The sequence below is a fragment of the Streptomyces sp. NPDC044044 genome (assembly GCF_056434405.1).
In genome coordinates this window covers 184,534-211,407 of sequence record NZ_JBWKFG010000004.1, presented here as the reverse complement: position 1 = coordinate 211,407, position 26,874 = coordinate 184,534, and the positions used below count along the sequence as shown (strand labels likewise).

The 26,874-nt window shown below is 72.2% G+C and carries 18 protein-coding genes and 3 tRNA genes; 10 read left to right on the top strand and 11 right to left on the bottom strand.

Annotation, left to right across the window (positions count from 1 at the left end):
• Positions 1-48: 48 nt before the first annotated feature.
• Entirely contained in the window at positions 49-2,142 is a 2,094-nt protein-coding gene (locus AC07AG_RS16690; protein WP_478755824.1) for a molybdopterin oxidoreductase family protein, read from the bottom strand.
• Positions 2,143-2,486: 344 nt separating this feature from the next.
• Positions 2,487-3,104, bottom strand: a complete 618-nt coding sequence (locus AC07AG_RS16685; protein ID WP_478756297.1) for a SanA/YdcF family protein — start codon at positions 3,102-3,104, stop codon at positions 2,487-2,489.
• A gap of 307 nt (positions 3,105-3,411) precedes the next feature.
• Between AC07AG_RS16685 and AC07AG_RS16680 the strand changes: the two genes are divergently transcribed.
• From AC07AG_RS16680 to AC07AG_RS16660, 5 genes are all read left to right on the top strand, one after another.
• Positions 3,412-4,323: a sirohydrochlorin chelatase gene (locus tag AC07AG_RS16680; protein ID WP_478755823.1), complete on the top strand. Its 912-nt coding sequence runs from the start codon at positions 3,412-3,414 to the stop codon at positions 4,321-4,323.
• A gap of 93 nt (positions 4,324-4,416) precedes the next feature.
• On the top strand, positions 4,417-5,730 hold the full coding sequence (locus AC07AG_RS16675) for a deoxyguanosinetriphosphate triphosphohydrolase (protein ID WP_478755822.1): 1,314 nt from the start codon (positions 4,417-4,419) through the stop codon (positions 5,728-5,730).
• 129 nt (positions 5,731-5,859) lie between these two features.
• Complete coding sequence (locus tag AC07AG_RS16670; RefSeq protein ID WP_478755821.1) at positions 5,860-7,122, top strand: NAD(P)/FAD-dependent oxidoreductase; 1,263 nt, start codon at positions 5,860-5,862, stop codon at positions 7,120-7,122.
• A gap of 44 nt (positions 7,123-7,166) precedes the next feature.
• Complete coding sequence (gene dnaG, locus AC07AG_RS16665) at positions 7,167-9,074, top strand: DNA primase (RefSeq protein WP_478755820.1); 1,908 nt, start codon at positions 7,167-7,169, stop codon at positions 9,072-9,074.
• Between the two features lie 185 nt (positions 9,075-9,259).
• Positions 9,260-10,579 (top strand): RNA polymerase sigma factor, encoded by a 1,320-nt coding sequence (locus tag AC07AG_RS16660; protein ID WP_478755819.1) that lies wholly within the window; start codon positions 9,260-9,262, stop codon positions 10,577-10,579.
• A 14-nt stretch (positions 10,580-10,593) separates the two neighbouring features.
• On the opposite strand, the gene AC07AG_RS16655 is transcribed toward AC07AG_RS16660, so the two are convergent.
• From AC07AG_RS16655 to AC07AG_RS16640, 4 genes are all read right to left on the bottom strand, one after another.
• Complete coding sequence (locus AC07AG_RS16655) at positions 10,594-12,519, bottom strand: ABC transporter ATP-binding protein (protein WP_478755818.1); 1,926 nt, start codon at positions 12,517-12,519, stop codon at positions 10,594-10,596.
• Positions 12,519-14,252 carry an ABC transporter ATP-binding protein gene (locus AC07AG_RS16650; RefSeq protein ID WP_478755817.1) on the bottom strand — a complete coding sequence of 578 codons (1,734 nt, stop codon included), beginning with the start codon at positions 14,250-14,252 and terminating at the stop codon, positions 12,519-12,521. The genes AC07AG_RS16655 and AC07AG_RS16650 overlap by 1 nt, the downstream gene beginning before the upstream one ends.
• A 116-nt stretch (positions 14,253-14,368) precedes the next feature.
• Positions 14,369-15,802: a xylulokinase gene (locus AC07AG_RS16645; protein WP_478755816.1), complete on the bottom strand. Its 1,434-nt coding sequence runs from the start codon at positions 15,800-15,802 to the stop codon at positions 14,369-14,371.
• A 62-nt stretch (positions 15,803-15,864) separates the two neighbouring features.
• Positions 15,865-16,167 carry a YtxH domain-containing protein gene (locus AC07AG_RS16640; RefSeq protein WP_478755815.1) on the bottom strand — a complete coding sequence of 101 codons (303 nt, stop codon included), beginning with the start codon at positions 16,165-16,167 and terminating at the stop codon, positions 15,865-15,867.
• Between the two features lie 180 nt (positions 16,168-16,347).
• On the opposite strand from AC07AG_RS16640, the gene AC07AG_RS16635 reads away from it, so the two are divergent.
• The 4 genes from AC07AG_RS16635 to AC07AG_RS16620 all read left to right on the top strand — a co-directional run bounded on the left by AC07AG_RS16635 (position 16,348) and on the right by AC07AG_RS16620 (position 17,168).
• A tRNA-Asn gene (locus AC07AG_RS16635) sits at positions 16,348-16,420 on the top strand.
• A 5-nt stretch (positions 16,421-16,425) separates the two neighbouring features.
• Positions 16,426-16,498 (top strand) — tRNA-Asn (locus AC07AG_RS16630).
• 175 nt (positions 16,499-16,673) lie between these two features.
• Positions 16,674-16,747: transfer RNA gene (locus AC07AG_RS16625), tRNA-Ile, on the top strand.
• 187 nt (positions 16,748-16,934) lie between these two features.
• Positions 16,935-17,168 (top strand): hypothetical protein, encoded by a 234-nt coding sequence (locus AC07AG_RS16620; RefSeq protein WP_478755814.1) that lies wholly within the window; start codon positions 16,935-16,937, stop codon positions 17,166-17,168.
• Positions 17,169-17,174: 6 nt separating this feature from the next.
• Here AC07AG_RS16620 and AC07AG_RS16615 read toward each other — a convergent pair whose 3' ends face one another.
• The 3 genes from AC07AG_RS16615 to AC07AG_RS16605 are packed head-to-tail and all read right to left on the bottom strand — an operon-like array spanning position 17,175 to position 20,125.
• On the bottom strand, positions 17,175-18,773 hold the full coding sequence (locus AC07AG_RS16615) for a GAF domain-containing protein (protein ID WP_478755813.1): 1,599 nt from the start codon (positions 18,771-18,773) through the stop codon (positions 17,175-17,177).
• The gene (locus tag AC07AG_RS16610) at positions 18,770-19,030 is read right to left on the bottom strand and encodes a CBU_0592 family membrane protein (protein WP_478755812.1); all 261 of its coding nucleotides are present in this window, start codon (positions 19,028-19,030) and stop codon (positions 18,770-18,772) included. Before AC07AG_RS16610 ends, AC07AG_RS16615 begins: the two co-directional genes overlap by 4 nt.
• A gap of 57 nt (positions 19,031-19,087) precedes the next feature.
• Positions 19,088-20,125: a rod shape-determining protein gene (locus AC07AG_RS16605; RefSeq protein WP_249590079.1), complete on the bottom strand. Its 1,038-nt coding sequence runs from the start codon at positions 20,123-20,125 to the stop codon at positions 19,088-19,090.
• 250 nt (positions 20,126-20,375) lie between these two features.
• Here AC07AG_RS16605 and AC07AG_RS16600 point away from each other — a divergent pair, with 250 nt between their 5' ends.
• Positions 20,376-21,638 (top strand): MFS transporter, encoded by a 1,263-nt coding sequence (locus AC07AG_RS16600; RefSeq protein WP_478755811.1) that lies wholly within the window; start codon positions 20,376-20,378, stop codon positions 21,636-21,638.
• Positions 21,639-21,650: 12 nt separating this feature from the next.
• Here AC07AG_RS16600 and AC07AG_RS16595 read toward each other — a convergent pair whose 3' ends face one another.
• Together AC07AG_RS16595 and AC07AG_RS16590 are read right to left on the bottom strand one after the other, a co-directional pair.
• Positions 21,651-25,796, bottom strand: a complete 4,146-nt coding sequence (locus tag AC07AG_RS16595) for an SAV_2336 N-terminal domain-related protein (RefSeq protein ID WP_478755810.1) — start codon at positions 25,794-25,796, stop codon at positions 21,651-21,653.
• The gene (locus tag AC07AG_RS16590) at positions 25,786-26,802 is read right to left on the bottom strand and encodes an AAA family ATPase (protein ID WP_478755809.1); all 1,017 of its coding nucleotides are present in this window, start codon (positions 26,800-26,802) and stop codon (positions 25,786-25,788) included. The genes AC07AG_RS16595 and AC07AG_RS16590 overlap by 11 nt, the downstream gene beginning before the upstream one ends.
• Positions 26,803-26,874 lie beyond the last annotated feature (72 nt).

Genomic DNA, 26,874 nt, shown 5'->3' with positions numbered 1-26,874 from the left:
CGCGGGCCGGGGGCGAAACCCCCGGCCCGCAGCCATGTCCGGCTGCCGCTAGGCCCGCTCCAGCCGCACCGCGCACACCTTGAACTCCGGCATCCGCGACACCGGGTCAAGTGCCGGATTGGTCAGGGAGTTGGCCCGGCCCTCGCCCGGCCAGTGGAACGGCATGAAGACGGTGTCGGAGCGGATCGTGCTGGTGATCCGCGCCGGGGCGACGGCCCGGCCCCGCCGCGAGACGACCGTCACCGGCTCGCCGTCGCCGACCTCAAGGCGTGCGGCGAGCCGCGGATGCAGCTCCACGAAGGGCCCGGGGGCGGCGGAGTTGAGCTCGTCGACACGGCGCGTCTGGGCCCCCGACTGGTACTGCGCGAGGACCCGCCCTGTGGTCAGGAGCACGGGATACTCCGCGTCCGGCTCCTCGGCCGCGCTCCGGTGCACCACCGGCACGAACCGCGCCCGCCCGTCCTCGGTGGCGAACCGGTCGAGGAAGAGGCGGGGCGTGCCGGGGTGCGCGGGCTCCGCCTCGTCGTCCTGCGCGGGGCAGGGCCAGAACACCCCCTCGCCGTTCCCCTCCTTCAGCCGCGCGTACGAGATCCCCGAGTAGTCCGCGGCCCCGCCCGCGCTCGCCCGGCGCAGCTCGTCGAAGACCTCCTCCGGGTCCGTCGGGAAGCCCTTGCCGTGGCCGAGCAGGGAGGCGAGACCGTGGAGCACGTCCAGATCGCTCCGGACGCCGTCGGGTGCGCTCACCGCCCGGCGGCGCAGCAGCACCCGGCCCTCCAGGTTGGTCACCGTCCCCGTCTCCTCGGCCCACTGCGTCACCGGCAGGACGACATCGGCCAGTCGGGCGGTCTCCGAAAGCACCACATCCGCGACCGCCAGGAAGTCGAGCGAGCGCAGCCGCTCCTCCACGTGCGCGGCGCGCGGCGCCGAGACGACCGGGTTGGAGCCCATCAGGAGCAGGGCCTTGATGTCCCCGCCGAGCGCGTCGAGCAGCTCGTACGCGGAGCGCCCGGGGCCGGGGAGCGAGTCGGGGTCCACGCCCCACACCCCCGCCACATGCGCCCGCGCCGCCGGATCCGTCAGCTTGCGGTAGCCGGGCAACTGGTCGGCTTTCTGGCCGTGTTCCCGTCCGCCCTGTCCGTTGCCCTGCCCGGTCAGGCAGCCGTACCCGGCGAGGGGGCGGCCCGCGTTGCCCGTCGCGAGGCAGAGGTTGATCCAGGCGCCCACTGTGTCCGTCCCCTTGGACTGCTGCTCGGGCCCGCGCGCGGTGAGCACCATGGCGGTCTCGGCGTCGCAGAACATCCGCATCGCATCACGGAGTTGGGGCACGGGAACGCCGCTGATCCGCTCCACGTACTCCGGCCAGTGCGCCATCGCCGCCGCCCGCGCCTCCTGCCAGCCGCTGGTGCGCTCCTCGATGAACGCCTCGTCCGTCCGCCCCTCGGCCACTACCAGGTGCAGCAGGCCGAGCGCGAGGGCGAGGTCCGTGCCGGGGCGCGGCGCCAGATGGAGATCGGCCTGCTCGGCGGTGCGGGTCCTGCGCGGGTCGATGACGATCAGCTTCCCGCCGTTCGCCTTCAGCTCCGTCAGGTACCGCAGCGCGGGCGGCATCGTCTCGGCGAGGTTCGAGCCGACGAGGATCACACAGCCGGTGCGCGGGATGTCCTCAAGGGGGAACGGCAGGCCGCGGTCGAGCCCGAAGGCCCGCTGACCCGCCGCTGCCGCCGACGACATGCAGAACCGGCCGTTGTAGTCGATCTGCGACGTGCCGAGCGCCACCCGCGCGAACTTCCCCAGGGCGTACGCCTTCTCGTTGGTCAGACCCCCGCCGCCGAACACCCCGCAGGCGTCCGCGCCATGGTCGCTGCGCGTGCGGGAGAGACCCTCGGCGACGCGGCCGATCGCCTCCTCCCAGGTGGCCGGTTCGAGCCGGCCCGTGGCGTGGGATCGGATGAGTGGCTCGGTCAGGCGCACCCGGGAGGAGAGCACAGCGGGCGCTGTGCGGCCCTTGCCGCACAGCGCGCCCCCGTTGACGGGGAACTCGGGACGCTCCACGACCTCCACCCCGCCGGGGCCGGTGGCCAGGCCCATCCCGCATTGCAGCGCGCAGTACGGACAGTGGGTCGGTGTCGCCTCGGTGTGCATGCGGCCCAGCTTCCGCCGGACTTGTTACGCCCCCCGACGCGATCGCGTTACACACGCGGTAAGCCGACCTCAGCACCCCCCACACTCGACTGTGAGCCCCGCCAGCGAGCCGGACCTCAGCGAGGATCGCGCCCCGTCAGGGGCGCGGGGAACGGCGCGAGGCCGGACCACGACCGGCACCCGGCGGCCGACGGCAAGCAGGCAGACGCGCCCCTGCTCAAGGCCCAGGGGCCAGGCTGGGCTTCAGCGAGGGTCGCGCCCCGTCAGGGGCGCGGGGAACGGCGCGAGGAGCGACCACGACCCGCACCCGGCAGCCGACGGCAAGAACGCAGACGCACCCCCGCTCAAGGCCCAGGGGCCAGACTCAACGCATGGTCCACGCCCGGCTCCCGAGGCCCCAGGAACCGCGGATCCGGTTGAAACGCCGCGTCGAGCGCCGCCTTGCCCGCGGCGAACACCTCCCGCGCGCCGCCGTAGTACCAGGTCGCGTCGTGCTTGGCGTCGACCCCGACGCCGTACGACGAGACGCCCGCCGCGCGGCAGAGCGCGACGGCCCTGCGTATGTGGAAGCCCTGGCTGATCAGCACCGCCCGGTCGACGCCGAACACCTTCTTGGCGCGCACGCAGGAGTCCCACGTGTCGAAGCCCGCGTAGTCACTGACGATCCGCCGGTCCGGCACGCCGCGCTCGGTGAGATAGGTGCGCATGGCGTCCGGCTCGTCGTACTCCTTGCGGCTGTTGTCGCCCGTGACGAGCACGACCTCGATCCGCCCCGCCTCGTACAGCTCGGCCGCCGCGTCGAGGCGGTGCGCGAGATACGGCGACGGCTCGCCCTTCCACAGCCCGGCGCCGAAGACGACGGCGACCCGCGTGCGCGGCACGTCAGCCGTCGTGTGCAGCCGGCCGCCCGTCGTCACGAACAGCCAGGTCGCGGGCAGCAGCGCCACCACGCAGACGGCCATGAAGATCTGCACGGCCCGCCGCTGTCCCCGCCGCGTCCGCGGCAGCCGCAGCCGGCCGAGCCGGGCCACGCCTCTGCGGACCCAGCCACGCACTCCGGACGGCCCGCTCGCCCCCGACCGCCGCATCCACCCCGGCCGCTCCATCCCGTTCCCCCGTGCCCCGATGCCGGATCCCCCCGATCCGATCACTGTGGACAACGGTAAGCGACCGCACTGACAACGCCGGGCCGCCGCCCGTGAGCCAGGCCGAAAGGGCCCGTCACCGGCGCGCAACGCGACGGCAACGTGGCGCGGCCATCCTCGGTCCATGACGCCGTCGAACCCTCTTCGCGACGAGTCCGGCAGCACCCCTCTCGAAAGTACGGCGCAAATCATGGACCGGATCACCAGCCAGCTCGGCAGCCAGCTCACCCTCGTGTCGCTCGACGGCAGGCGCCGCACCGCACCCCGCACCGCACCTGGCACCGCACCGGCGCCCGCCCTCGTCGTGGTCGGCCACGGCAGCCGCGACCCCCGCGCTCTCGCCACCGTCACGGCGCTCATCGAGCGGGTCCGCGAGCTGCGTCCCGGGCTCACCGTGCGCCTCGGCCACATCGAGCTGAACGAGCCGCTGCTCACCGACACCCTCGCGGAGGCGACCGGCTCCGCCGTCCTCGTGCCGCTGCTGCTCGGCCGCGGCTACCACGTCAAGCACGACATCCCCGAGGCCGCCGCCGGCGCGCCGCACCTCGACACGCGCGTCGCCGCCCCGCTCGGCCCCCACCCTCTGCTCGTCGACGCGCTGCACGACCGGCTCGTCGAAGCGGGCTGGCCCGCCCGGCTCGGCCAGGCGGACCGGCGCACCGCCGGAGTGGTCCTCGCCGCCGCGGGCTCCCGCGACCCGGACTCCGCCACGGACACCCGGCGTACGGCGGACCTCCTCGCCCGGCGGCTCGGCGTACCGGTGGTGCCCGCGTACGCATCGACGACCACGGCCTCCGCGCCGAGCGTGCCCGCGGCGGTGCACGCCCTCGCCGCCCGCGGCCGCCACCGCACCGCCGTGGCCTCCTACTTCACGGCACCCGGCCGCTTCGCCACGCAGTGCGCCGACGCCGCCCCCTGGATCGCGGCGGCCCCGCTCGGCGCCCACCAGGCGATGGCCCGCCTCCTCCTGCACCGCTACGACCAGGCCCGCGCGACCGCCACGCAGGTTCTGCCCCGTCAGCTGACGTCCGCGTGACCTCCGCCCGACAGTTGTCCGTCGGCAGTCGTCCGTCGGCCACCGAGGGCCCCTGAAGCCCTCTTTGTCACTGCTTGCGTTTACTGTCGGTGCATGGAAGGCACTGCACCGCACGCGTACGACCACGAGGCGGCCTATGACAAGGCCGCCGTCGAGCGATGGGCCACCGAGCCGGACAAACGGCCGGGGCGCACCGCCTTCCAGCGGGACCGCGCGCGCGTCCTGCACTCCTCCGCGCTGCGCCGCCTCGCAGGCAAGACCCAGGTGGTCACGCCCGGCACGCGCAGCAACGAAGCGTGGGACGCCAGCGCACGCACCCGTCTGACGCACTCCCTGGAGTGCGCCCAGGTCGGCCGCGAGCTCGGCGCCGCCCTCGGCTGCGACCCCGACCTGGTCGAGACCGCCTGCCTCTCCCACGACATGGGCCACCCGCCCTTCGGGCACAACGGCGAGCAGGCGCTGAACGAAGTCGCAGAGAGCTGCGGCGGTTTCGAGGGCAACGCCCAGTCCCTGCGCCTCCTCACCCGCATCGAACCGAAGCGGTTCGTCCGGAGCGAGGAGACGGACGAACTGGTCAGCGTGGGGCTCAATCTGACCCGTGCCGCCCTGGACGCGGCCACCAAGTACCCCTGGCCGCGCGGCGCGCACCCCACCGACCCCGATTCCCCCAAGTTCGGGGTGTACGAGGACGACCGACCGGTCTTCGACTGGGTCCGCAGCCAGGCCCCCAGCCGCCGCATCTGCTTCGAGGCCCAGGTCATGGACTGGTCGGACGACGTCGCGTACTCGGTGCACGACATCGAGGACGGCCTGCACGCCGGGCACCTCGACCCGAACCTGCTGCACGCCGAGCCCGAGCGCCAGGACATCTTCGCCGTCGCCATCGGCCGTTATGTACCGGCGGACACCGACCCCGAAGAGCTCTCCGAGGCCCTCGACCGCCTCCTGGAACAGGAGTGGTGGCCACATGGGTACGACGGATCCGCGATCGCCCAGGGCCGCCTGAAGGACGCCACCAGCCAGCTCATCGGCCACTTCTGCCTCGCCGCCGAGACCGCCACGCGCCTGCGGTACGGCAAGGGCCCCCTCACGAGGTACGCCGCCGAGCTCGTCGTCCCGCGCGAGGCCCGCCACGAGTGCGCGGTCCTCAAGGCCGTCGCCGACCGGTACGTGATGCAGCGCCCCGCCCAGGAGCGGCTCCGCGCCGACCAGCGGATCATCGTCGCCGAGCTGGCCGAGGCGCTCACGGCCCGCGCCCCCGAAGGGCTCGACCCGCAGTTCCGCGCGCTCTACGACACCGCGCCCGACGACCGCGCCGCGCTGCGCGTGGTCGTCGACCAGATCGCGTCGCTCACGGACGCCGCCGCCCGTTCCCTGCACGCGCGGCTCACGGCACGACACCCCTGACATATGCGGAATGAGCCGATCGACCACGGGGCGTGACGAAAACTGGCCGGATCGGTTCGCAACCCCTTCCCCCATCACGCTGCGTGCGGGACGCTCCCCCCTGACGGCAAGGCTTTGAGGAGGCATCAAGTGGTCGACGCGGATCAGACGTTCGTCATTGTCGGAGGAGGTCTCGCGGGCGCGAAAGCGGCCGAGACACTCCGGTCCGAGGGCTTCACCGGCCGGGTGATCCTCATCGGTGACGAACGCGATCACCCGTACGAGCGCCCACCCCTGTCGAAGGGATATCTCCTGGGCAAGGAGGAGCGCGACAGCGTCTTCGTCCACGAACCCGCCTGGTACGCACAGGCCGACGTGGAGCTGCATCTCGGCCAGACCGTCGTCTCCATCGACCGCGCGGCCAAGGCCGTCCACCTCGGGGACCGCGCCGTCATCCACTACGACAAGCTCCTCCTGGCCACCGGCGCCGAGCCGCGCCGCCTGGACGTCCCCGGCACCGGCCTGGTGGGCGTGCACCACCTGCGCCGCCTCGCGCACGCCGACCGGCTGCGTCAGGTTCTCGCCACTCTCGGCCGTGACAACGGCCACCTGGTGATCGCCGGAGCGGGCTGGATCGGCCTGGAGGTCGCCGCGGCCGCGCGCACGTACGGCGCGGAGGTCACCGTCGTGGAGCCCCAGGCCACCCCGCTGCACGCGGTCCTCGGCCCCGAGATCGGCCAGATGTTCACCGACCTGCACGCCGAGCACGGCGTGCGCTTCCACTTCGGCGCCACGCTCACCGAGATCGCGGGCCAGGACGGCCTGGTCCTCGCCGCCCGCACGGACGACGGCGAGGAGCACCCCGCGCACGACGTCCTCGCCGCTATCGGCGCCGCACCGCGCACCGCGCTCGCCGAGTCCGCGGGGCTGGAGATCGCCGACCGCGCGCACGGCGGCGGTGTCGTGGTCGACGCCTCCCTGCGGACCTCGGACCCGGACATCTTCGCGGCGGGCGACGTGGCCGCGGTCCACCACCCGCTCTTCGACACGAGGCTGCGCGTGGAGCACTGGGCGAACGCCCTGAACGGCGGCCCGGCCGCGGCCCGCGCGATGCTCGGCCAGGACGTGGCGTACGACCGGGTGCCCTACTTCTTCTCGGACCAGTACGACGTGGGTCTGGAGTACTCGGGATGGGCGCCCCCGGGGTCGTACGACCAGGTCGTGGTCCGAGGCGACGCGGGGAAGCGGGAGTTCGTCGCCTTCTGGCTGAGCGAGGGCCGTGTGCTCGCCGGGATGAACGTCAATGTGTGGGACGTCACGGACACCATCCAGAAGCTGATCCGCACGGGCGCCCGGCCGCCCGCCGAGTCCCTCTCGGACCCGTCCGTCCCCCTGGAGTCGCTGCTCGGGTGAAGGGGCAGGGCGGGAGTGTCACAGCCGGGCCGTAGTATTCCTACGTGGCAGGCAGGATCAATGACGAGGACGTGAAGGCGGTTCGGGACGCGGTCCCGATCGACGCCGTGGTCTCCGACTACCTCCAGCTGCGGAACGCGGGCGGAGGCAACCTCAAGGGCCTGTGCCCCTTCCACGACGAGAAGTCACCGTCCTTCCAGGTCAGCCCGAGCAAGGGTCTTTTCCACTGCTTCGGCTGCCAGGAAGGCGGCGACACGATCGCCTTCGTGATGAAGATCGACCACCTCACCTTCTCGGAGACGGTCGAGCGCCTCGCCGCCCAGGCGGGCATCACGCTGCGGTACGAAGAGGGCGGGTACAACCCCTCGAACCAGCGCGGGGAGCGCATCCGCCTCGTCGAGGCCCACAAGATCGCCGCGCAGTTCTACATCGACCAGCTGGAGAGCCCCGAGGCGGAGATCGGCCGGAAGTTCCTGGCCGAGCGCGGCTTCGACCAGGCCGCCGCCGCGCACTTCGGCGTGGGCTACAGCCCGGCGGGCTGGGACCACCTCACCCGGTTCCTGCGCGGCAAGGGCTTCAGCGACAAGGAGCTCACCCTCTCCGGCATCTCCCAGGAGGGCCGCCGCGGTCCCATCGACCGCTTCCGCGGCCGGCTGATGTGGCCGATCCGCGACATCAGCGGCGAGGTCGTCGGCTTCGGCGCGCGCCGCCTGCGCGAGGACGACAACGGCCCGAAGTACCTCAACACCCCCGAGACGCCGATCTACAAAAAGGGCCAGGTGCTCTACGGCGTCGACCTCGCCAAGAAGGAGATCGCCAAGACCTCCCGCGCGGTCGTCGTCGAGGGGTACACGGACGTCATGGCCTGCCACCTCGCCGGTGTCACCACCGCCATCGCGACCTGCGGCACCGCCTTCGGCGGCGACCACATCAAGATCCTGCGCCGCCTCCTGATGGACAACGGCTCGGCGCGGGTGATCTTCACCTTCGACGGCGACGCGGCAGGCCAGAAGGCCGCCCTGCGCGCCTTCGAGGACGACCAGAAGTTCGCCGCCGAGACGTACATCGCCATCGCGCCCGAGGGCATGGACCCCTGCGAGCTGCGCCTGGCCAAGGGGGACGCGGCGGTCGCCGACCTCGTCGAACCCCGCACGCCGCTCTTCGAGTTCGCACTGCGTCAGATCGTCGGGCGGTACGACCTGGAGACCCCCGCGGGCCGCGCCGCGGCCCTGGACGAGGCGGCGCCGGTCGTGGCCCGCATCAAGAACAGCGGCGCACAGCACGAAGTGGCCGTCCAGCTCGCCGGGATGCTCGGCATCATGGACACCCAGTTCGTGGTCAAGCGTGTCGCCCAGCTGGCGCGCTGGGCCCGCGACCGCGGCGGCAGGGGCCCGGCCCCGCAGCAGCAGCGCACGCGCCAGGACCAGCAGTACGCGGCCACGGCGCCGTCCGCGCCATCGGGCCCCGCGCTCACCCTGCGCAGCCCCGCCCACCGCACCGAGCGCGAGCTGCTCAAACTGGCCCTCCAGCGCCCGGAGTTGGTCTCCCCGGCCTTCGACGCGTACGGAGTGGACGAGTTCACCGCGCCGCCGTACGCGGCGGTGCGCCAGTGCGTCGAGGAGGCGGGCGGCGCCGAGGCGGGCATCCCCGAGCCGCAGACCTACCTCGCCCGCGTCCTGGACGCGGCGCCGGACGACACGGTCCGCGCGATGGTCACCGAGCTGGCCGTCGAGGCGATCCTGCGCAGATCGGTGGACGAGATCTATGCGGGCACCCAGCTCGTCCAGGTCCGGCTGCGCGCCGTCGACCGCCGCATCCGCGACGTCCAGGGCAGCCTCGCCCGCCTGAGCGCACAGGGGGACCCCGCACAACTGGCGGCCGTCCAGAACGAATTGTGGGTCCTCCAGCAGTACGGCAGGGCGTTGCGCGAGCGCGGCGCCGACGCGCTCTGAGCTCCCGTCGGGAAGGCGGCCGAGCCACCGCCCGGCAGGGACCGGGCCACGTCCGTGGCGAGATCTGAGGTTCGCGTGCGCCCGGCTGGTTACCCGTCGGGTAACCACGCGGTCACGGACCGGACTCAAAAAGTCACCGCACGCCCCTCGTGGCGGCCGTGTGTCGTGCCCCACACTGGGTTGCGGTGCCTGAGTCCTCGGAGCGCGGCCGGCCCGCAGACAGCGGATGCGGATCCGGTACACCCGCGATTCCACACATCGTGTTCGGGACGGACAGCGGCGAGGCCGTCGAAGCCGATCCCGCTGAACCGCTGCCGCACGCCTCAGCAGCGATCATCATGGAGGTCGCCCCCGTGCAGACCCAGACCCTCACCCAGACCGAGACCGCCGTTGCCGCGGAAGCGGAGGCGGCGGTGGATGCGGATGTCATCGCGGCCGTGCCACCGCAGGGCCGCGCCGCACGGCACCCGGAGGCGGGCCCCGAGAGCCCCGAAGCGGAAGCGGTCCCCGAACCCCCGGACGCACCGGAGGCGCTCGAACCGGACAGCAGCGAGCTGCCCCAGCCCGCCCCCCGCGGCCGCACCGAAACCGGCGGCCCGTCGTCCGACCTGTTCCGCCAGTACCTGCGCGAGATAGGCCGGATCCCCCTGCTCACGGCGGCGGAGGAAGTGGAGCTCGCGCGCGGCGTCGAGGCCGGTCTCTTCGCCGAGGAGAAGCTGCGCCTCGCCTCCGATCTTGACTCCCAACTCGCCCTCGACCTGGACAAGTTGGTCGTGGTGGGCCGGATGGCCAAGCGCCGCCTGATCGAGGCCAACCTCCGCCTGGTCGTCTCCGTCGCCAAGCGGTACGTAGGCCGCGGGCTGACGATGCTCGACCTCGTCCAGGAGGGAAACCTGGGCCTGATCAGGGCGGTCGAGAAGTTCGACTACGCACGCGGCTACAAATTCTCCACGTACGCGACCTGGTGGATCCGCCAGGCGATGTCGCGGGCCCTCGCCGACCAGGCCCGCACCATCCGCGTCCCCGTGCACGTCGTCGAGCTGATCAACCGCGTCGTCCGCGTCCAGCGCCGCATGCTCCAGGAGCGGGGCTACGAACCGACCCCCGAAGAGGTCGCCGCCCACCTGGACCTGGCGCCCGAACGGGTCAGCGAAGTCCTGCGCCTGGCCCAGGAACCGGTGTCGCTGCACGCGCCCGTGGGCGAGGAGGACGACGTCGCGCTCGGCGACCTCATCGAGGACGGCGACGCGACGAGCCCGGTGGAGTCGGCGGCCTTCCTCCTCCTGCGCGAGCACCTGGAGGCGGTCCTCTCCACGCTCGGCGAGCGCGAACGCAAGGTGGTCCAGCTGCGCTACGGCCTCGCGGACGGCAGGCCCCGCACCCTGGAGGAGATAGGCCGGATCTTCGGCGTGACCCGCGAACGCATCCGCCAGATCGAGTCCAAGACCCTCAACAAGCTGCGGGACCACGCCTTCGCGGACCAGCTGCGGGGCTACCTCGACTAGTCCGCCCGGTCCGCCTAGTCGACCTCCGCCACGGCCTCGGCGAACTGGGCCTTGTACAGCCGCTCGTAGGCCCCGCCGGCGGCCCGCAGCGCGTCGTGCGTGCCCTGCTCGACGATGGAGCCGTCCTCCATCACCAGGATGGTGTCCGCGTCCCGGATCGTGGAGAGCCGGTGCGCGATGACGAACGAGGTCCGCCCGTGGGCGAGCCGCGCCATCGCCTTCTGGATGAGCACCTCCGTGCGGGTGTCGACCGAGCTCGTCGCCTCGTCGAGGACCAGGATCACCGGGTCGGACAGGAACGCCCGCGCGATCGTGATCAGCTGCTTCTCGCCCGCGCTCACCCCCGTGCCGTCGTCGTCGATCACCGTGTCGTACCCGTCGGGCAGCGTGCGGCAGAAGCGGTCGGCGTGGGCCGCCCGCGCCGCCTCCTCGATCTCCTCGCGCGTGACGTCCTTGGCCGCTCCGTACGCGATGTTCTCCGCGATGGTGCCGCCGAACAGCCAGGTGTCCTGGAGCACCATGCCGATGCCGGACCGCAGTTCGTCGCGCGACATCTTCGCGATGTCGACCCCGTCGAGCGTGATGCGCCCGCCGGTGACCTCGTAGAACCGCATCAGCAGATTGACCAGCGTGGTCTTGCCCGCGCCGGTCGGCCCGACGATCGCCACCGTGTGACCGGGCTCGACCTTCAGGGACAGGTCCTCGATGAGCGGCTTGTCCTTCTCGTAGCGGAAGGACACGTCGTCCATCTCGACCCGGCCGCGCAGCTGGTCGGGACGCAGCCCCGGCACCGGGTCGGCCTCCTGCTCCTCCGCGTCGAGCAGCTCGAAGATCCGCTCGGCGGACGCGACACCGGACTGCACCAGGTTCGCCATCGACGCGACCTGCGTGAGCGGCATCGAGAACTGCCGCGAGTACTGGATGAAGGCCTGCACGTCACCGATCGACAGCGCACCGGACGCGACCCGCAGGCCACCCACCACGGCCACGAGGACGTAGTTGAGGTTCGACATGAAGAACATCAGCGGCTGCATGGCCCCGCTGTTGAACTGCGCCTTGAACCCGGCCTCGTACAGCGCGTCGTTCTGCTCGGCGAAGGCCTTCGCCGACTCCTCCTGGCGCCCGAAGACCTTCACCAGGTTGTGCCCGGTGTACATCTCCTCGATGTGCGCGTTGAGCTTGCCGGTGGACTTCCACTGCTGCACGAACTGCGGCTGCGAGCGCTTGCCGACCTTCGTCGCCACGAAGAACGAAAGCGGCACGGTCACCAGCGCCACCAGGGCGAGCAGCGGCGAGACGTAGAACATCATCACCAGTACGCCGACGATGGTGAGCAGCGAGTTCACCAGCTGGCCCATGGTCTGCTGCAGGGTCTGGCCGATGTTGTCGAGGTCGTTCGTCGCCCGGCTGAGCACCTCGCCGCGCTGCCGCTTGTCGAAGTACGACAGCGGAAGCCGCGACAGCTTCTCCTGCACGTCGCCGCGCATCTTGAAGACGGTCTTGTTGATGGCGCGGTTGGAAAGACGCGTCGCCACCGCCATCAGCAGACCCGCGATCAGGAAGACCCCGAGCGCGAGCAGAAGCACCTCGCCCACGGCGCCGAAGTCGATGCCCTCGCCCGGCGTGAAGTCGACCCCGGAGAGCATGTCGGCCATGCCGCCGTCGCCCTTGTCGCGCAGGCTCTCGATGGCCTGGTCCTTGGTGACGCCGTCCGGCATGTCACGGCCGACGATGCCCGCGAAGAGCAGGTCGGTCGCCTTGCCGAGTATCTTCGGGCCGAGCACGGTGAGCGCCACGCTGAACAACCCGGCGGCGAGCATCCCGTACATCGTGGCGCGCTCGGGCTTGAACTGGGCAAGGAGCCGCTTGCCGGACCCCTTGAAGTCCATGGACCGGGCGTCCGGTCCCGTCATCATCATCCGTCCGCCCGGACCGGCCATTACGCGGCCTCCGCTTCCGTCAGCTGGGAGAGCACGATCTCCCGGTAGGTCTCATTGCTCTCCATCAGCTCGTGATGGCGTCCCGTCCCCACGACCCGGCCCTCGTCGAGGACGACGATGCGGTCGGCGTCCCTGATCGTCGAGACGCGCTGGGCGACGATCACGACGGTCGCCTCGGCGGTCTCACGGCCGAGCGCGGTCCGCAGGGCGGCGTCGGTCGCGTAGTCCAGGGCCGAGAAGGAGTCGTCGAAGAGATAGATCTCGGGGCGCTGCACCAGCGTCCGCGCGATCGCGAGCCGCTGGCGCTGACCGCCGGAGACGTTCGAGCCGCCCTGCGAGATGGGCGCGTCGAGGCCCTCCTCCAGGCTCTCGACGAAGCCCTTGGCCTGGGCGACGTCGAGCGCGTGCCAGAGCTCGTCGTCCGTCGCGTCCGGGTTTCCGTAGCGGAGATTGGTGGCGACCGTGCCGGCGAAGAGGTAGGGCTTCTGCGGCACCAGGCCCACGGTCCTCGCGAGCAGCGCGGGCTCGATGGTGTGCACCGGCACGTCGTCCACCAGGACCTCGCCCTCGGTGGTGTCCATGAGCCGCGGAACCAGGCTGAGCAGCGTCGACTTGCCGCTGCCGGTCGACCCGATGACGGCGGTCGTCTCGCCGGGCCGTGCGACCAGGCCGACGGCCTTCAGGACGGGCTCCTCGGCGCCGGGGTAGCGGAAGCCCGCGTCGCGGATCTCCAGGTGGCCGTGGCGCCGCAGCTCCCTGACGGGGGAGGCCGGGGGCACCACGCTGCTCTCGGTGTCCAGGACCTCCTCGATGCGCTCGGCACAGACCTCGGCGCGCGGCACCATCATGAACATGAAGGTGGCCATCATCACGGACATCACGATCTGCATCAGATACGCGAGGAACGCGGTGAGCGCCCCGATCTGCATGCCGCCGCTGTCGATGCGGTGCGCGCCGAACCAGACCACGGCGATCGACGAGATGTTCACGACGGTCGTGACGATCGGGAACATCAGGGCGAGCAGCTTGCCGGTGCCGAGCGACACCTCGGTCAGCTCGGCGTTGGCCTGCCGGAAGCGGGTCTTCTCGTACTCGTCGCGGACGAAGGCGCGGATGACGCGGTTGCCGGTGATCTGCTCGCGCAGCACGCGGTTCACGGTGTCCAGGCGCACCTGCATGGTGCGGAAGAGCGGCCGCATCCGCTTCACGATCAGGCTCACGCAGATCGCGAGGACGGGCACGACGGCGATCAGGACGCCCGAGAGCGGCACGTCGAGGCCGAGAGCCATGACGATGCCGCCGACGCACATGATCGGCGCCGACACCATCAGCGTGAACGACATCAGGACCAGCATCTGCACCTGCTGGACGTCGTTCGTGGTCCGGGTGATCAGGGAAGGAGCGCCGAACTGCCCCAACTCCCGTGCGGAGAAGGACTGCACGCGGTCGAAGACGGCGGCCCGCACGTCGCGGCCGAGAGCGGATGCGGTGCGGGCGCCGTAGTAGACGGCACCTACGTTGCAGACCACCTGGGCGACGGTGACAGCGATCATGACGCCGCCGAACGACAGGATGTAGCCCGTGTCGCCCTTCACGACGCCCTCGTCGATGATGTCGGCGTTGAGCGTGGGCAAGTAGAGGGAGGCGCAGGTCTGCAGGAACTGCAGCAGCACCAGCAAGGCGATGGGCTTCTTGTACGGACCCAGATGGGCCCGCAGGAGTCGTATGAGCACGAGGTCTCTCGAGAGGCGTGGGCGGGGCTTCTGGCGTGGGCGCCCTCCATACTCCGATACCGCACCCTGGCGCACGCAACCGATTAAGCCATGACCGGGTAAAAAAATTGCCTGGGTCAAGAACCCGAGAGCGCCCCGGGATGCGCCTGTTCCCGCACGGTCCGGTACTGCTGCCGCACCGCCTGCCCCACGGCCTGCTCGTCACCCGGCTCGAAGACCTGCGCGGACGCCCCCTGCCAGTAAGGCAGTTGACCGTTCAGCGCCCAGGCTGCCTGGCGCGCCGCGCCGATCGCCGCGTAGTCCGCGGGCTGCGGCACCACGACCTGCGTGCCGAACAGCATCGGCGCCGCCGTCTGCACCGCGGGCAGCTCCGCCGCCGCACCGAGCAGGAAGACCCGGCGCACGTCCACGCCACGGCCCCGCAGCACGTCGAGCGCGTCCCCGAGCCCGCACAGCATGCCCTCGAAGGCCGCCCGCGCCAGATGCTCGGGCCGCATCGACTCGCGCCGGAGCCCGGTCAGGGTGCCCGCGGCGTGCGGCAGATTCGGCGTCTTCTCACCCTCCAGATACGGCAGGAGTACGAGCCCGTGCGCGCCCGGCGTCGACTTCATGGCCAGATCGGAGAGCCCTTCGAGGTCGGAGACCCCGAGCATCTCGGCGACGCCGCGCAGTACGCGCACCGCGTTCAGCGTGTGCACCACCGGCAGATGCATGCCCGTGGCGTCCGCGAGCGAGGTGATCGTCCCGCTCGGGTCGACGAGCGCCTCGTGGTGCACGGCCATCACGGACCCCGAAGCCCCCAACGAGACGACCGCGTCGCCCTGCTGGACCCCGAGCCCGAACGCCGCCGCCATCGTCTCGCCGGTCCCCGCGGAGATCAGCAGCCCCTCGGGCGTCGTCCCGGCGGCCTCGGCGGGGCCGATCACCTCGGGCAGCATCGTCTGGTGCCCGAGCGCGAGCTCGACCAGATCGGGGCGGTACGAACCCGTCGCCGCCGACCAGTAGCCGGTCCCGGAGGCCCCGCCGCGGTCGGTCGTGCGCCGCGCGGGCCGGCCGAGGAGCTGCCACACCAGCCAGTCGTGCGCCTGCATGAGGGAGGCGACGCGATGGGCCGACTCCGGCTCGCTCTTCGCCAGCCAGCGCAGCTTCGTCACGGGGTGCGCGGCCTGCGGGACGCAGCCCACGGCCTGCGCCCAGGCCTCGCGGCTGCCGAGCCCGTCGATCAGGTCGGCCGCGGCGACCTGCGCCCGCCGGTCGTTGCCGACGAGCGCGGGCCGCACGGTGTTGCCGTGCTGGTCCAGGGGGATGACCGCGTTCTGCTGCGCGGAGACGCCGATGGCCTGCACGCCTTCGAGCAGCCCGCCGCCCGCCGCCTCGCCGAGCGAGAGCAGCCAGGCCTGCGGATCCACGTCGGACGGACGGCCCGCTCCATCGGGGCCCTCCGTCGGATGCGGGGCATAGCCCTGCTTGAGTACGGCGCCCGTGTCCGCGTCACAGACCACGATGCGCGTGAAATCGGGCGAACTGTCCAACCCTGCGACTATCCCCATGCCGGGAATTCTGCCGCACCGCGCGACGTCTGCCGTACCTCAGCTCCCTGGAGCGGTCCCGGCTACGTGTTACTGGTGCCCCAGTCGTCCTCGCCGCCGCCCTGGCCGCGCTCGCGCAGCGAGCGCACCCGGTCGGCCACCGAGTCGGGAACCCGGTCCCCCACCTTCTCGGACATGGAGTGGAAGGCCTTGCCCGCCACGTCGCGTCCCTGCTGCGTCGCGGACTCCACGGTGTTGCGCACGGCCGGGTTCTGCGCGAACTCACGAGCGGACTTCTTCAGCTTCTCGTAGCGCTCACGTCCGGCCCGCGTACCGAGCACGTACCCGAGAGCCACTCCAGCCACGAATGTGAGCCGGTAGCGCATGGCTGCCACCCTTCCCTTGCGTCGGCGTTCGGGCGTCTGTCGCCCGTCTGCTGCTCTGCGTCGGCGGTGGGGGGATACCGATTGGCGGAGCACCCCCCTGCTTGCGCTAATGTATGTGTCGCAGCGACCGCCCGCCGCCTGGAGAGTTCCCAGGTAGCTGCGTTCGATGCAACGAGACGATCCCCTGTAGCTCAATTGGCAGAGCAGCCGGCTGTTAACCGGCAGGTTACTGGTTCGAGTCCAGTCGGGGGAGCTCGGTCTCCTGTAGCTCAATTGGCAGAGCAGCCGGCTGTTAACCGGCAGGTTACTGGTTCGAGTCCAGTCGGGAGAGCTGTGAGAAGGACCCTTGAGATTGCTCTCAAGGGTCCTTTTTCGTGCCTGGTGGAACCATGAGGGCAGCCTTGCGGTCCTCATGGTCGAGCGATGCCGACCATCCGAAGCAGGAGATCGTATGAGCGGCTATGCTGCGGCAGACGGCGCGCACAAATGTGCGCGACGCGCCGTTAGGGGCGGTAGCTCAGCCGGTTAGAGCAGCGGACTCATAATCCGTCGGCCGTGGGTTCGAGTCCCACCCGCCCCACCGAAGCGCTGGGGCGCAGGAACGATTCCACCTGCGTCAACAGCGCAAACCTCCCCGACCGCCTCTTTACGGCGACATGCGAGCTTCAGCTCCGGGATCCGGGGCAGCAGGGCCTCATGAAGATATTGATCGTCCTGGTGGTCATCGGCCTAGCCGCAGCTTGGTACATGCAGTCACGGAAGCGCCGTTGAGCGCGCAGCCCGGGTCCACGGCTGCCGCGCCCGTGGTCGTGCATCCGCCGTCGGGCACCGGAGGCCGCCGTGTGACGGTCCGCGGACAGATCTTCGGCCTCGCCCACTCGGACGCGGACGTGGTCGAGTTCCTGCGGCAGGCGGGGCTGCCGGATGCCGAGGGGCTCCTCGACGATCCGGCGTGGGTGATGTGGCGCGGTGGGCGGGCACACCAGTACGAGGCGGCCTAGGGCGGTCTAGAGAGGGGCCTGCCAGGTGGTGGTCGTGCCCGCTCCGACGCCGTCCGTCGTGCCGTCGTCGTAGACCGTCAGACGCACCCCCGTCCGGCCGTCCGGCAGCGTCGCCCGTGCGTCCACCGCCACCTCGATGCGGGTGACGTCGGGGCGGCGTGACGCGGTGGCCAGCGCGCGGCGCAGGGCGGCGAGGAGGTGGCCCTGCGCCGGGTCCGTGACGCGGGTGTCGACGGCGCCCGTGAAGTGCACCGAGGGCTGTACGCCGACGACCGCCGCAGCCCCCGCCGTCTCGCGCAGCACCTTGCCGCGGAACGTGGTCGGGGCGTCGGCGGGCGGCTGCTGGAGCGCGAAGATCGCCGTACGGACCTCCTGGATGGTGGACTCCAGCTCGTCCACGGCCTGGTCGAGCGTGGACTCGACCTGGGGCGAGTGGTCCCTGCTCCGCGTCGACTCCAGCATCATTCCGGTGGCGAAGAGCCGCTGGACGACGAGGTCGTGCAGGTCGCGGGCGATGCGGTCGCGGTCCTCGAACACCGCGAGGCGCTGCCGACTCTGCTGGGCGTCCGCCAGGACGAGGGCGAGGGCGGCCTGCGAGGCGAACTGGGTGGCGAGCAGCCGCTCCACGGAGGTGTAGGCGCGCTCGCCCCTGCGGCGCGGCAGCGCGAGCGTCCCGATGAGCCGTCCGCCCGCCTGCAGCGGCAGCATCAGGCTCGGCCCGAAGTTGGACCGTACATGCGTGGTCATCCGGGGATCGGTCGCGGAGTCCTCGATGAACACCGGCTCACCCCCGAGCAGTTGCTCGAGCACCGCGCTGCCCGGCTCGATGGTGGTGCCGATGAGGTCGTTCTGGAGGTCGTGCGGGTGGGCCGGGGCCTCGCTCGCCGGCTCGGCGGCCTCCTCCTCGGTCGCCGCCGCGACGATCCGCATGCCGCCCTGCTCCGTGGGCTGCAGGATCACCCCCGCGGAGGCGTTCGCGAGGATCCGGGCCTGCTCGGCGACCGTCATCAGGGCGTCGGCCGCCGGTTCGCCGGTGAGCAGGGCCGTGGTGACCGCCGCCGCGCCGTCGATCCACCGCTCCCGCTGCCTGGCCGCCTCGTACAGGCGGGCGTTGCCGATCGCGATGCCCGCCTGGCTCGCGAGGATGCGGAGCAGTTGCAGGTCCTCGTCCGTGAAGCGGCCCTCGCGCTTCTCGGTGAGGTAGAGATTGCCGAACGCCTCGTCGTGGACGTGTACGGGGACGCCCAGGAAGCTGTGCATCTCGGGGTGCCCCGGCGGCACGCCGCACGAGCGCGGGTCCGTGGTGAGGTCGTCGAGGAGCAGCGGCTCCGGCTCGCGGATCAGGGTGCCGAGGAGCCCCGAGTGGCCGTCGGGCAGCGGGCCGATGCGGTCACGCTCGGCCTGGGTCAGGCCCGCCGTGAACAGGTCGGTCAGCTTGCCGTGCCCGGGGTCGATGACGCCGAGCGCGCCGTACCGCGCGCCCGTCAGCTCGGCCGCGCTCTGAACGATGTGCTGGAGCGTCGCGTGCAGTTCGAGGTCCGAGCCGACACCGAGCACCGCGTCCAGGAGGGGGACGAGGGGGAGGGGCAGGTCGTCGCCGTTCATCGCGCCGCGCCGCCCGTGGCCCTGCCGAGGCCGCCGCCCCGCGCCTTCTTGACCAGGCTCAGTAACGAGACCACCATCCACGCACCCTCCAGAAGCAGAAATCCCCACTGCCGTTCGTAGAGAGCATCGCCCGCGGTGAGCCCCGACCCGACGAAGTTCAGCCAGAGATAGGACCAGGTGCCCGTGCCGAGCCTGCCCGCCTGGGCGAGGACGAAGGCGAGCAGGATCAGCGCGGAGCCGATCAGCTGCACGGTCATCGACATACGGTCGCTCTTCCGCGGGGTGGTGCGGGGGTCAGCGGGGGAGGGCCGGGATCAGCCGGACAGCGGGTCGAGGACCAGGGGCTGGATCTTGCCCTCCAGCATCGCCCCGAGCCCGAGCACGGCACACACGTCGGGCCGCTCCGCGATCGCCACCGGCATCCCCGTCGCGTCCCGCAGCATCTGGTCGAGCCCCGGGAGCAGCGCGCTGCCGCCGACCATCATGATCCCGCGATCGGCCAGGTCGGCCACCAGATCGGGCGGGCAGTCCCGCAGCACCTTGCCGATGCCGTCGAGCACGGCGGTGAGCGGGGTGTGGATCGCGTCGCGGACGGCGGCGGTGTCGACGTGCACCGAGCGGGCGAGCCCCGTGGCGACGTCACGGCCGTGGATCTCGGTCGACTCGGGCCCGTGCGGAGTGAGGCCGTTGCCGCGCAGGGCCAGCTGGAGGGGGCGTACCGACTGGCTCGGCAGCATCAGCTCGTGGTGGTGGCGCAGGTGCTGGACGATCGCGTGGTCGATGGCCTCGCCGCCGACCGGGATCCGCTGGGCGGTGACGATCGAACCGAGCGACAACACCGCGACCTGCGTCGTCGCGGCACCGCACACCAGGATCATGGTCGCCTCCGGCCGCTCCACGGGAAGCCCGCAGCCGACCGCGGCCGCGATCAGCGTGTCCACCAGCTCGACCCTGCGCGCCCCGAGCCCGACCATCGTCTCGACGGCGGCGCGCTGGGCCAGGGGATCCGCGTCGTGCGGGGTGCAGGCGGCGGCGCGAAGCCGCGGCTTGCGGCGCAGGGTGCGGCGGAGCTTCTCGCCCAGGAGGTGGCGCAGCATGCGCTGGGCCATCTCGATGTCGACGACGGTGCCGCCGGAGACCGGCCGTACGACCCGGATGTAGCCCGGCGTACGTCCCGTCATCTGCTCGGCGAACTGGCCGACCGCGATGAGCGCGCCCGTCCGCGTGTTCACGGCGGCGGCACTCGGTTCGTCGACGACGAGACCCGCGCCCTTCACGAACACCCGGGTCCTCGCGGCCCCCAGGTCGACGGCGATGTGGCAGCGACGCAACTGCTCCAGACTGACGGTCATGGCAGATCCTCCCGAGAGCGCAGACCGTACGGACCGTCGGACGACGGTCCTGTCTCGCATCGTGCGGTGGCCGCGGGCGGCGCGCGCGCTGGGCTGAGCCGGGCGGGGTGCCGCCGCACGGGTGGTCTTGATCGCATCTCGGTCGGCGCAGTTAGCATCCCGTGTGACGCATACGCCCCCGGAAGAAGACGAAGCCGACGGCCCCCGGATACCCGAAGCCGCCGGCGACCCCCCGCTGTCCCCGCTACCAGTGGAGCCCCGGGGGCCCGTCACGAAAAGGCGGATACTCGCCGATCTGACGCCTTTGCGTACGTCCGTCGACTACCGCCGTCTGTGGGTCGGCAACACGATCTCCTGGACCGGCCAGGCGATGACCGCCCTCGCGGTCTCCCTCCAGGTCTACGACATCACGCACTCCAGCTTCTCCGTCGGCCTGGTGGGGCTCTTCTCCCTGGTCCCTCTCGTGGTCTTCGGCCTGTACGGGGGCGCGATCGCGGACACGGTGGACCGGCGGAAGCTGGGCCTCTACTCGTCGGTCGGCTCGTGCGGGCTCTCCGTCGCGCTCGCGGCGGTCGCCTTCGCGGGCTTCCGCCACGTGTGGTTCCTGTACTCCGTGGTCGTGCTGCAGGCGGTCTGCGGGGCGCTGAACTCGCCGGCGCGCTCGTCGATGATTCCGCGGCTCCTGCCGCCGGAGCAGCTGCCCGCGGCCAACGCCCTGTCGTCGATCACGACGACGGGCGGCACGATGCTCGGACCCATGCTGGGCGGACTCGTCGTCGGCCTGTGGGGCTATCAGGCGGCGTACACCGTGGACGCGGTGGCCTTCAGCGCGGCGCTGTACGCGATGTGGCGGCTGCCGGCGATGCGGCCCGAGGGGGCGGAGGAAGGCGTTCGCAGGAAGCGGGCTTCGGTGCTCGAAGGGCTGCGGTTCCTGGCCACGCGGCCGAACCTGCGGATGACCTTCTTCACGGACATGTGCGCGATGGTGCTCGCGCACCCCAGGGCGCTGTTCCCCGCGGTGGCGGTGGTGTGGTTCGGGGGCGACGCGAAGGCGGTGGGTCTGCTGGTCGCGGCTCCCGCGGTGGGGGCGCTGCTTGGCAGCGTGTTCTCCGGGTGGCTGGGGCGGATCAGGCGGCACGGCCTCGCGATCCTCCTCGCGGTCGCCGGCTGGGGCACGGCCATCGCCGTCTTCGGCCTCACACGGAACCTGTGGCTCGGGCTGTTCTTCCTCGCGCTCGCGGGCTGTGCGGACACCATCTCGATGGTGTTCCGGAGCACGATGCTGCAGGCGGCCGTGCCGGACGAGATGCGGGGGCGGCTGCAGGGGGTCTTCATCGTGGTGGTGGCGGGCGGGCCGCGCCTCGGGGACTTCGTCGCGGGGTCGGTGGGGGACCTGGGGACGCCCGCGCTCGCGGTGGTGGGGGGCGGGGTCGCGTGTGTCGTCGCCGTGGGGCTTCTGGCGCTCAAGTGGCGGAGGTTCGCCCGGTACGACGCGCGGGCGCCGGAGGCGTAGCCGCGCGGGAGTTCACCGGTCGTGGAGCAGGTCGACCAGCAGGGACAGATCGCTCACTGTCGTACGCGCCCCGGCGGCGGCGAGGCGCTCGCGGGCCGTGCGGCTCGGTGCGTACCCGATGAAGGCGATGCGCAGGCTCCGGGCGGCGGCCGCCTCCGCCGGCGAGGAACCGACCATGACGCACCGGTCCGCCCGGGTGCCCAGCTGCTCCACCGCGCGGCGCGGGCAGTCGGGGTCGGGCATGAGGCGGGTGAGATCCGGCGTACGGCCGTGGATCCCCGCTCCGGGGAGGTGGAGCCCCTTGGCGCCCAGGTACGCCGTCACGGCGCGCGGCGATGTGTCGGTGACGATGGCCAGGCGGAGGGTCTCCTCGGGCCGGGCCAGGGTGTGCAGGAGGTTCGCGACGTGGGGCGAGGGCTTCGCGGTGAGCGCGGCCTGCATCTCGATCTCCTCCAGACGCGCGTGCAGCTCCTGGGAGAGCGTGCGGTGCCCGGCGAAGGCGCGGAGCACGTCCATGGGGTGGATGCGGTCCCCCGTGCCGCCCGCCGGGCGGGGCCCGGGCAGCAGGGGGGTGCCTGCCAGCGCGGCTTCGGGGTCCCGCTGATCGGCGATCACGGCGGTGAGGGCGCCGGCGGCGTGGCGGGCGGACTGCGCCGAGTAGAGCTGGGCGAGGGTTCCGTCGAAGCAGAGGAGGACGGATTCGACGGCGCCGGGCACCGGGGCGGGGGGCGGCTCGGTGGTGACCTCGCAGTACCAGTCGTCGGACTGCGGCACCGCCTGGAACCGGTGTCGCAGGTGGCCCGAGCGGTTGAGCCGCTCGTACAGGTCGCTGGAGACGATCACGGCGGCGCGCCTGCTGTCGCGCCCGAGCAGATGGCGCAGCCCGGAGGGGAACGTGGGCGCCGAGACCGTCGGGTCCGGCTCGTGGGTGAGGGTGACCCCGAGCCCGAGCACGGGGAAGGCGTCGAGGGCGGCCGGGAGTTCGTCGACCGTCGCGGTCAGCACGTGCAGGACGTGCACATCGGGGGCCACGATCACCTCCCAGCCGCGCGGACCGGCCCGCATCTCGAACCGGTCGGGGCCGATGCCGCCCCGGATGAGGAGGTGGGAGATCTCCCGGCCCAGTTGCTGGCGTACGTCCTCCTGGCGTCCCGCCGGGCGGGCGAGGTACTCGAAGGTGATGCTGGTCGACGGGGTGACCGGCTGGTCGTCCGCGGTCTCCCGGTGGACACCGAGGTCGTCGAGCTGGTCGCTGGGAAGTTCCTCGTGGGGGACCAGCACCTCGTCCTCGGTGTGGGGGAACTCGCGGAGCAGCTCGCCGAGTTCGGCCTGCTCCTGTTCGGTCGCGCCGAGCTCGCGGTTCAGCTCCAGCTGCGTATGGAGCAGGGACTGCCGCAGGTCGCTGATGGTGGCGCGGGTGGCGCGGGCCGCCGGGCCGGGGACGCCGTCCAGGGGGGTGCCGCGCCACAGGTCCAGGGCGGAGCGGACCAGTTCCTGGGCGCGGGCGAAGTCTCCGGCGAAGCGGGCGTCGCGGGCGTCGGCGGCGAGTCTTTGACAGTGGAACAGGTCGACGACGTCGGGGCCCGTCGGGAGGACCAGTGAGTACGCGTCCCTCGCGGTCACCACGGAGTCGGGGCCCAGCGCGTTGCGGATGCGGGAGGCGTAAGTGCCCAGGATCCGGGCGGCGTTGGCGGGCGCGGCGCCTGCCTCCCACAGGCCCTCGATCAGCTCGTCCCGGGTCACACCCCGGCCTCGCCTGAGCAACAGCATGCAGAGCATGGCTTGCTCCCCGGGGCCTCCGGTGGTGCGCGGGAGGCCGTCCTGGGTGACGCGGAGGGTGCCGAGCAGGGAGTACGCGCGCTCGCTCGCCGAGGGCGTGTCGAGCTGCGTGAGACGGCGCAGACCGATGCTCCGGTGCTCCGGGTCTCGTGAGTCGAGCTGCTGGGCGGCCGACCGGAGCGTGTCCCGCAGTCCCGCCGGTGTGCGAGCCTCCGGGGAGTCGGCTGCCCGCTCATCGGTGGCTGCTCCGGTTCCGGCGTACATGGCGTGCACGAGGTGGCCGAGCGCACGGAGGTCCGTCGCCCGGTGCATCTCGCTGTACGGGACGAGGGTGAATCCGCACAGCACCGGCCCCCGCCGCGCCGGGAGCCTCACGTACGTGGACGAGAGGGCGCCGTGAGCCAGCCCTTCGGCGTGCAGGGCGTCCACCGCGCGGGCGAGGCGGGGGACCAGGTGGAGAAGGTGTTGGGTGGAGAGCCCGTTCGGGTGGTCCAGGAGCAATTCATCCAGGTTGCGTCCCTCCACGAACTCCATGACCAGGTAGGGGACTTCGCCATTGCGGTAGTCCCGCACCGCAGCCACCTGCGGGTGCCGGAGCCGTGACAGCTGCCGCGCGGTCCGTGTGAAGTCGAGCCGCAGCCACTGCGGCGCCTGCGGGTAGCGCTGCACCACAACTTGCTCGCCGTTTCGCGTGTCGTCCGCGAGCCACACGCGGCGTCTCCGTCCGATCTGCCGCACCAGGCGGTAGCGGTCGCCGAGAAGGCTCGCGTCCCGCCCCCCGCCCAACTGCCGCGCACTCTCCCGCGTGACCGTCGCGAACGGTTCGCTCACCGGGGCTTGAGGGCCCGCGCCCTCGCCGGAGGGAGCCACCGCCCGCAGTACCCCCGGCGTCACCCCCGCCCGCTCGTCGATCAGCCCGCCCACCCGGGCGAGCAGCTCCCGCGTACGCCCCCGCGCGGTACGCGGCAGCGTGCGCAGCAGCAACTCCCTGACTCCGGAACGGAATTGATACGCCCCGGCGACCCCGCCCGAAGCCAGCATCCCGCTCAGGATCACCTCCGCCAGATGCTGCGGCCGCGGACGCTCCTCCACCGCCGCCTGCACCAGCCGCATCACCGGCAACTGCGGCTCGCCCACCGCCAGATGGCCCGCCAGGCGGAAGGCCTCGGGGGAGGCCGTGGAGCGGAAGCGGAGTACGAGGTCCTCGGGGGTGAGGTCCGTGATGTCCGAGGCGTCGGCTTCGGGGGCCGGGGGAGGCGGGCCGTGGTCCAGCCACCCCACCGCCCCCGGCAGCAGCCCCCCACCCGCGTCCGCCACCAGCGCCGCCCAGTGCGAAAGCCACGTCCCCGAGGGTTCGAGGACCGGGACCGGTACCGCCCCGGCGGGCGGCGGCACATCGGCGGCGTACGGAGTGAAGGTGAGGGCGCTCGAAGGGGCCGCCGGGTGCGGGGAGGAGAGGGTCCCCGGAGTCGTGGGCAGGGCCGTGGTGCGCCAGAGGCGTTCCGGGAGTGGCTGGATCACGGCCACCGGCATCTGTGCCGCCCAGCGGCGCAGCGTGCGGTACCAGCGGGTGCCCGCGTCGCCCTGCCGCCACTGCGGGCCCATGCAGTCGCTGATCACGAGGGTGACCGTGCGGCCCGTGGCGGGCGCGTGGGCCGCCTGGGGCGGGACCGTGCCGTCCGGCTCCGCGCGGTGCAGCTCCACCGTGCGGAAGATGCCGGACTGGGCGAGCGCCGTGTGGAGTTCGTGGACCAGGGGGTGCCAGATCGGCATGGTCGGGCCCGTGTCGTGCACCAGGCACAGGCGCAGCCAGCGCTCATCGGCGGGGCGCAGGACCGGCAGCCAGCCTTGCGGATGGCCGCCCAGGCGGGCGATGCGGTGGGCCGTGGCCTCCTCGTCGATGACCTGGCCCACCGGGGAGGGGACGCGGCGCTTCAGGGGGCGCAGAGCGCGCTGCAGGGTGAGGGGGTGCGTCACCATCGGCGGGACGGGGACCCGGACAGGGGTGTGGCCGGGCGCGGTGCGTGAGTCGGGGGTGCTCGGCGGGCTCCCCGGTCCGGCCGACGCCGTCGAGGCGCCCGCGTCCGCGTTCACGCCCGCCGGAGCCGGCAGCCGCAGCTCCACCCGGTCGTCCGGCGGGGGCGGATGAGCCGGTCCGGCCGCGGGGTCCGGCGGTGACCGGCGCACCGGCGGCGGTGCGGGTGGCGTCAGAGGTTCGGCGGCGGAGGCTTCCCGCGGTGCCGGTGCGTCACCGCCCATCTGGCCTGCGAGCCACAGCAGTTCGGCCAGCTCGATCGATGTCGGGCGTGAGCCGTCCGCCGCCTCCGCCAGGAGATCGGCGAGCCGCGCGACAGGGCCCCGGGGTGCGTCAGAGTGCATCGGGGCCCGGATCCGCAGCCTGCGTCAGGTACGGCATCAGCTGCCGCGCGAGCTCGTCCCGCGAGGCCGTGTCGATGCCCGCCGCGCCGGTCAGGTAGATCGCGTTCAGGAGCTGGTCCGTGGCGAGTTCGCCGCCCGTGCCGCGTTCCAGGAAGCGGGCGATGAGAGTGCGGGCGTAGGCGTCGGGCTCGCCGAGGTGGGCCCTGACGATCTCCTCCAGGTGCTCGTCGCGCGGCTGGCGAAGGCGCAGCGTGACACAGCGGCGCAGGAACGCGGGCGGGAACTCGCGCTCGCCGTTGCTGGTGAGGACGACGAAGGGGAAGGCCCGGCAGCGCACCCGGCCGCGCTCGACCGTCACCGGGTCGTCCGAACCGTCGGCCAGGAGGTCCGCCCTGGGGGTGTGCTTGGCGATCCGTACCAGCTCGGGGATCTCGTACTGGCCCTCCTCCAGGATGTTCAGGAGGTCGTTGGGCAGGTCGAGGTCGCTCTTGTCGATCTCGTCGATGAGGAGGGCGCGGGGGCGGTCGTAGGGGAGGAGCGCGGTGCCCAGTGGGCCGAGGCGGAGGTGGTCCTCGACGCCCGCGCCGTCCCGCGAGGTCTTCGCCCTCGGGGAGCGCCCCGCCGCGTACAGGCGCGACAGCGGGTCGTACTGGTAGAGGCCGTCGTGCAGGGCGCTGCGGCTCGTGATGTTCCAGCGCAGGACCGGACCGAGTCCCAACTCCCGTGCCACCGCGTACGCGAGGCTCGACTTGCCGCTTCCCGGAGGGCCCGTCACCAGGAGCGGGCGCCGCAAGTACAGGGCTGCGTTGACCAGTTGGACGCAGGTCTCCGTGGCCCGGTAGGTGTGCGCCCGGTGCACGCGGTCCGGGGAGGTCGCCGAGCCGTCGTCCGTGGGGGTCTCCAGGACCGGGCCGCCGTCGAAGGCGCGCCAGGGCGGGGGCGGAGGCAGTCGGGTGATCCCGTCGTGGGGCTCGTTCGTGCCGGTGTAGACGGGCCACAGGGACATGGTCGGGGCTCTCCGTTTCCGTACGTCGGTCTCGTGTGCCGGTCTCGAAAGGTCGGTGTCGGTGTCGGGTGG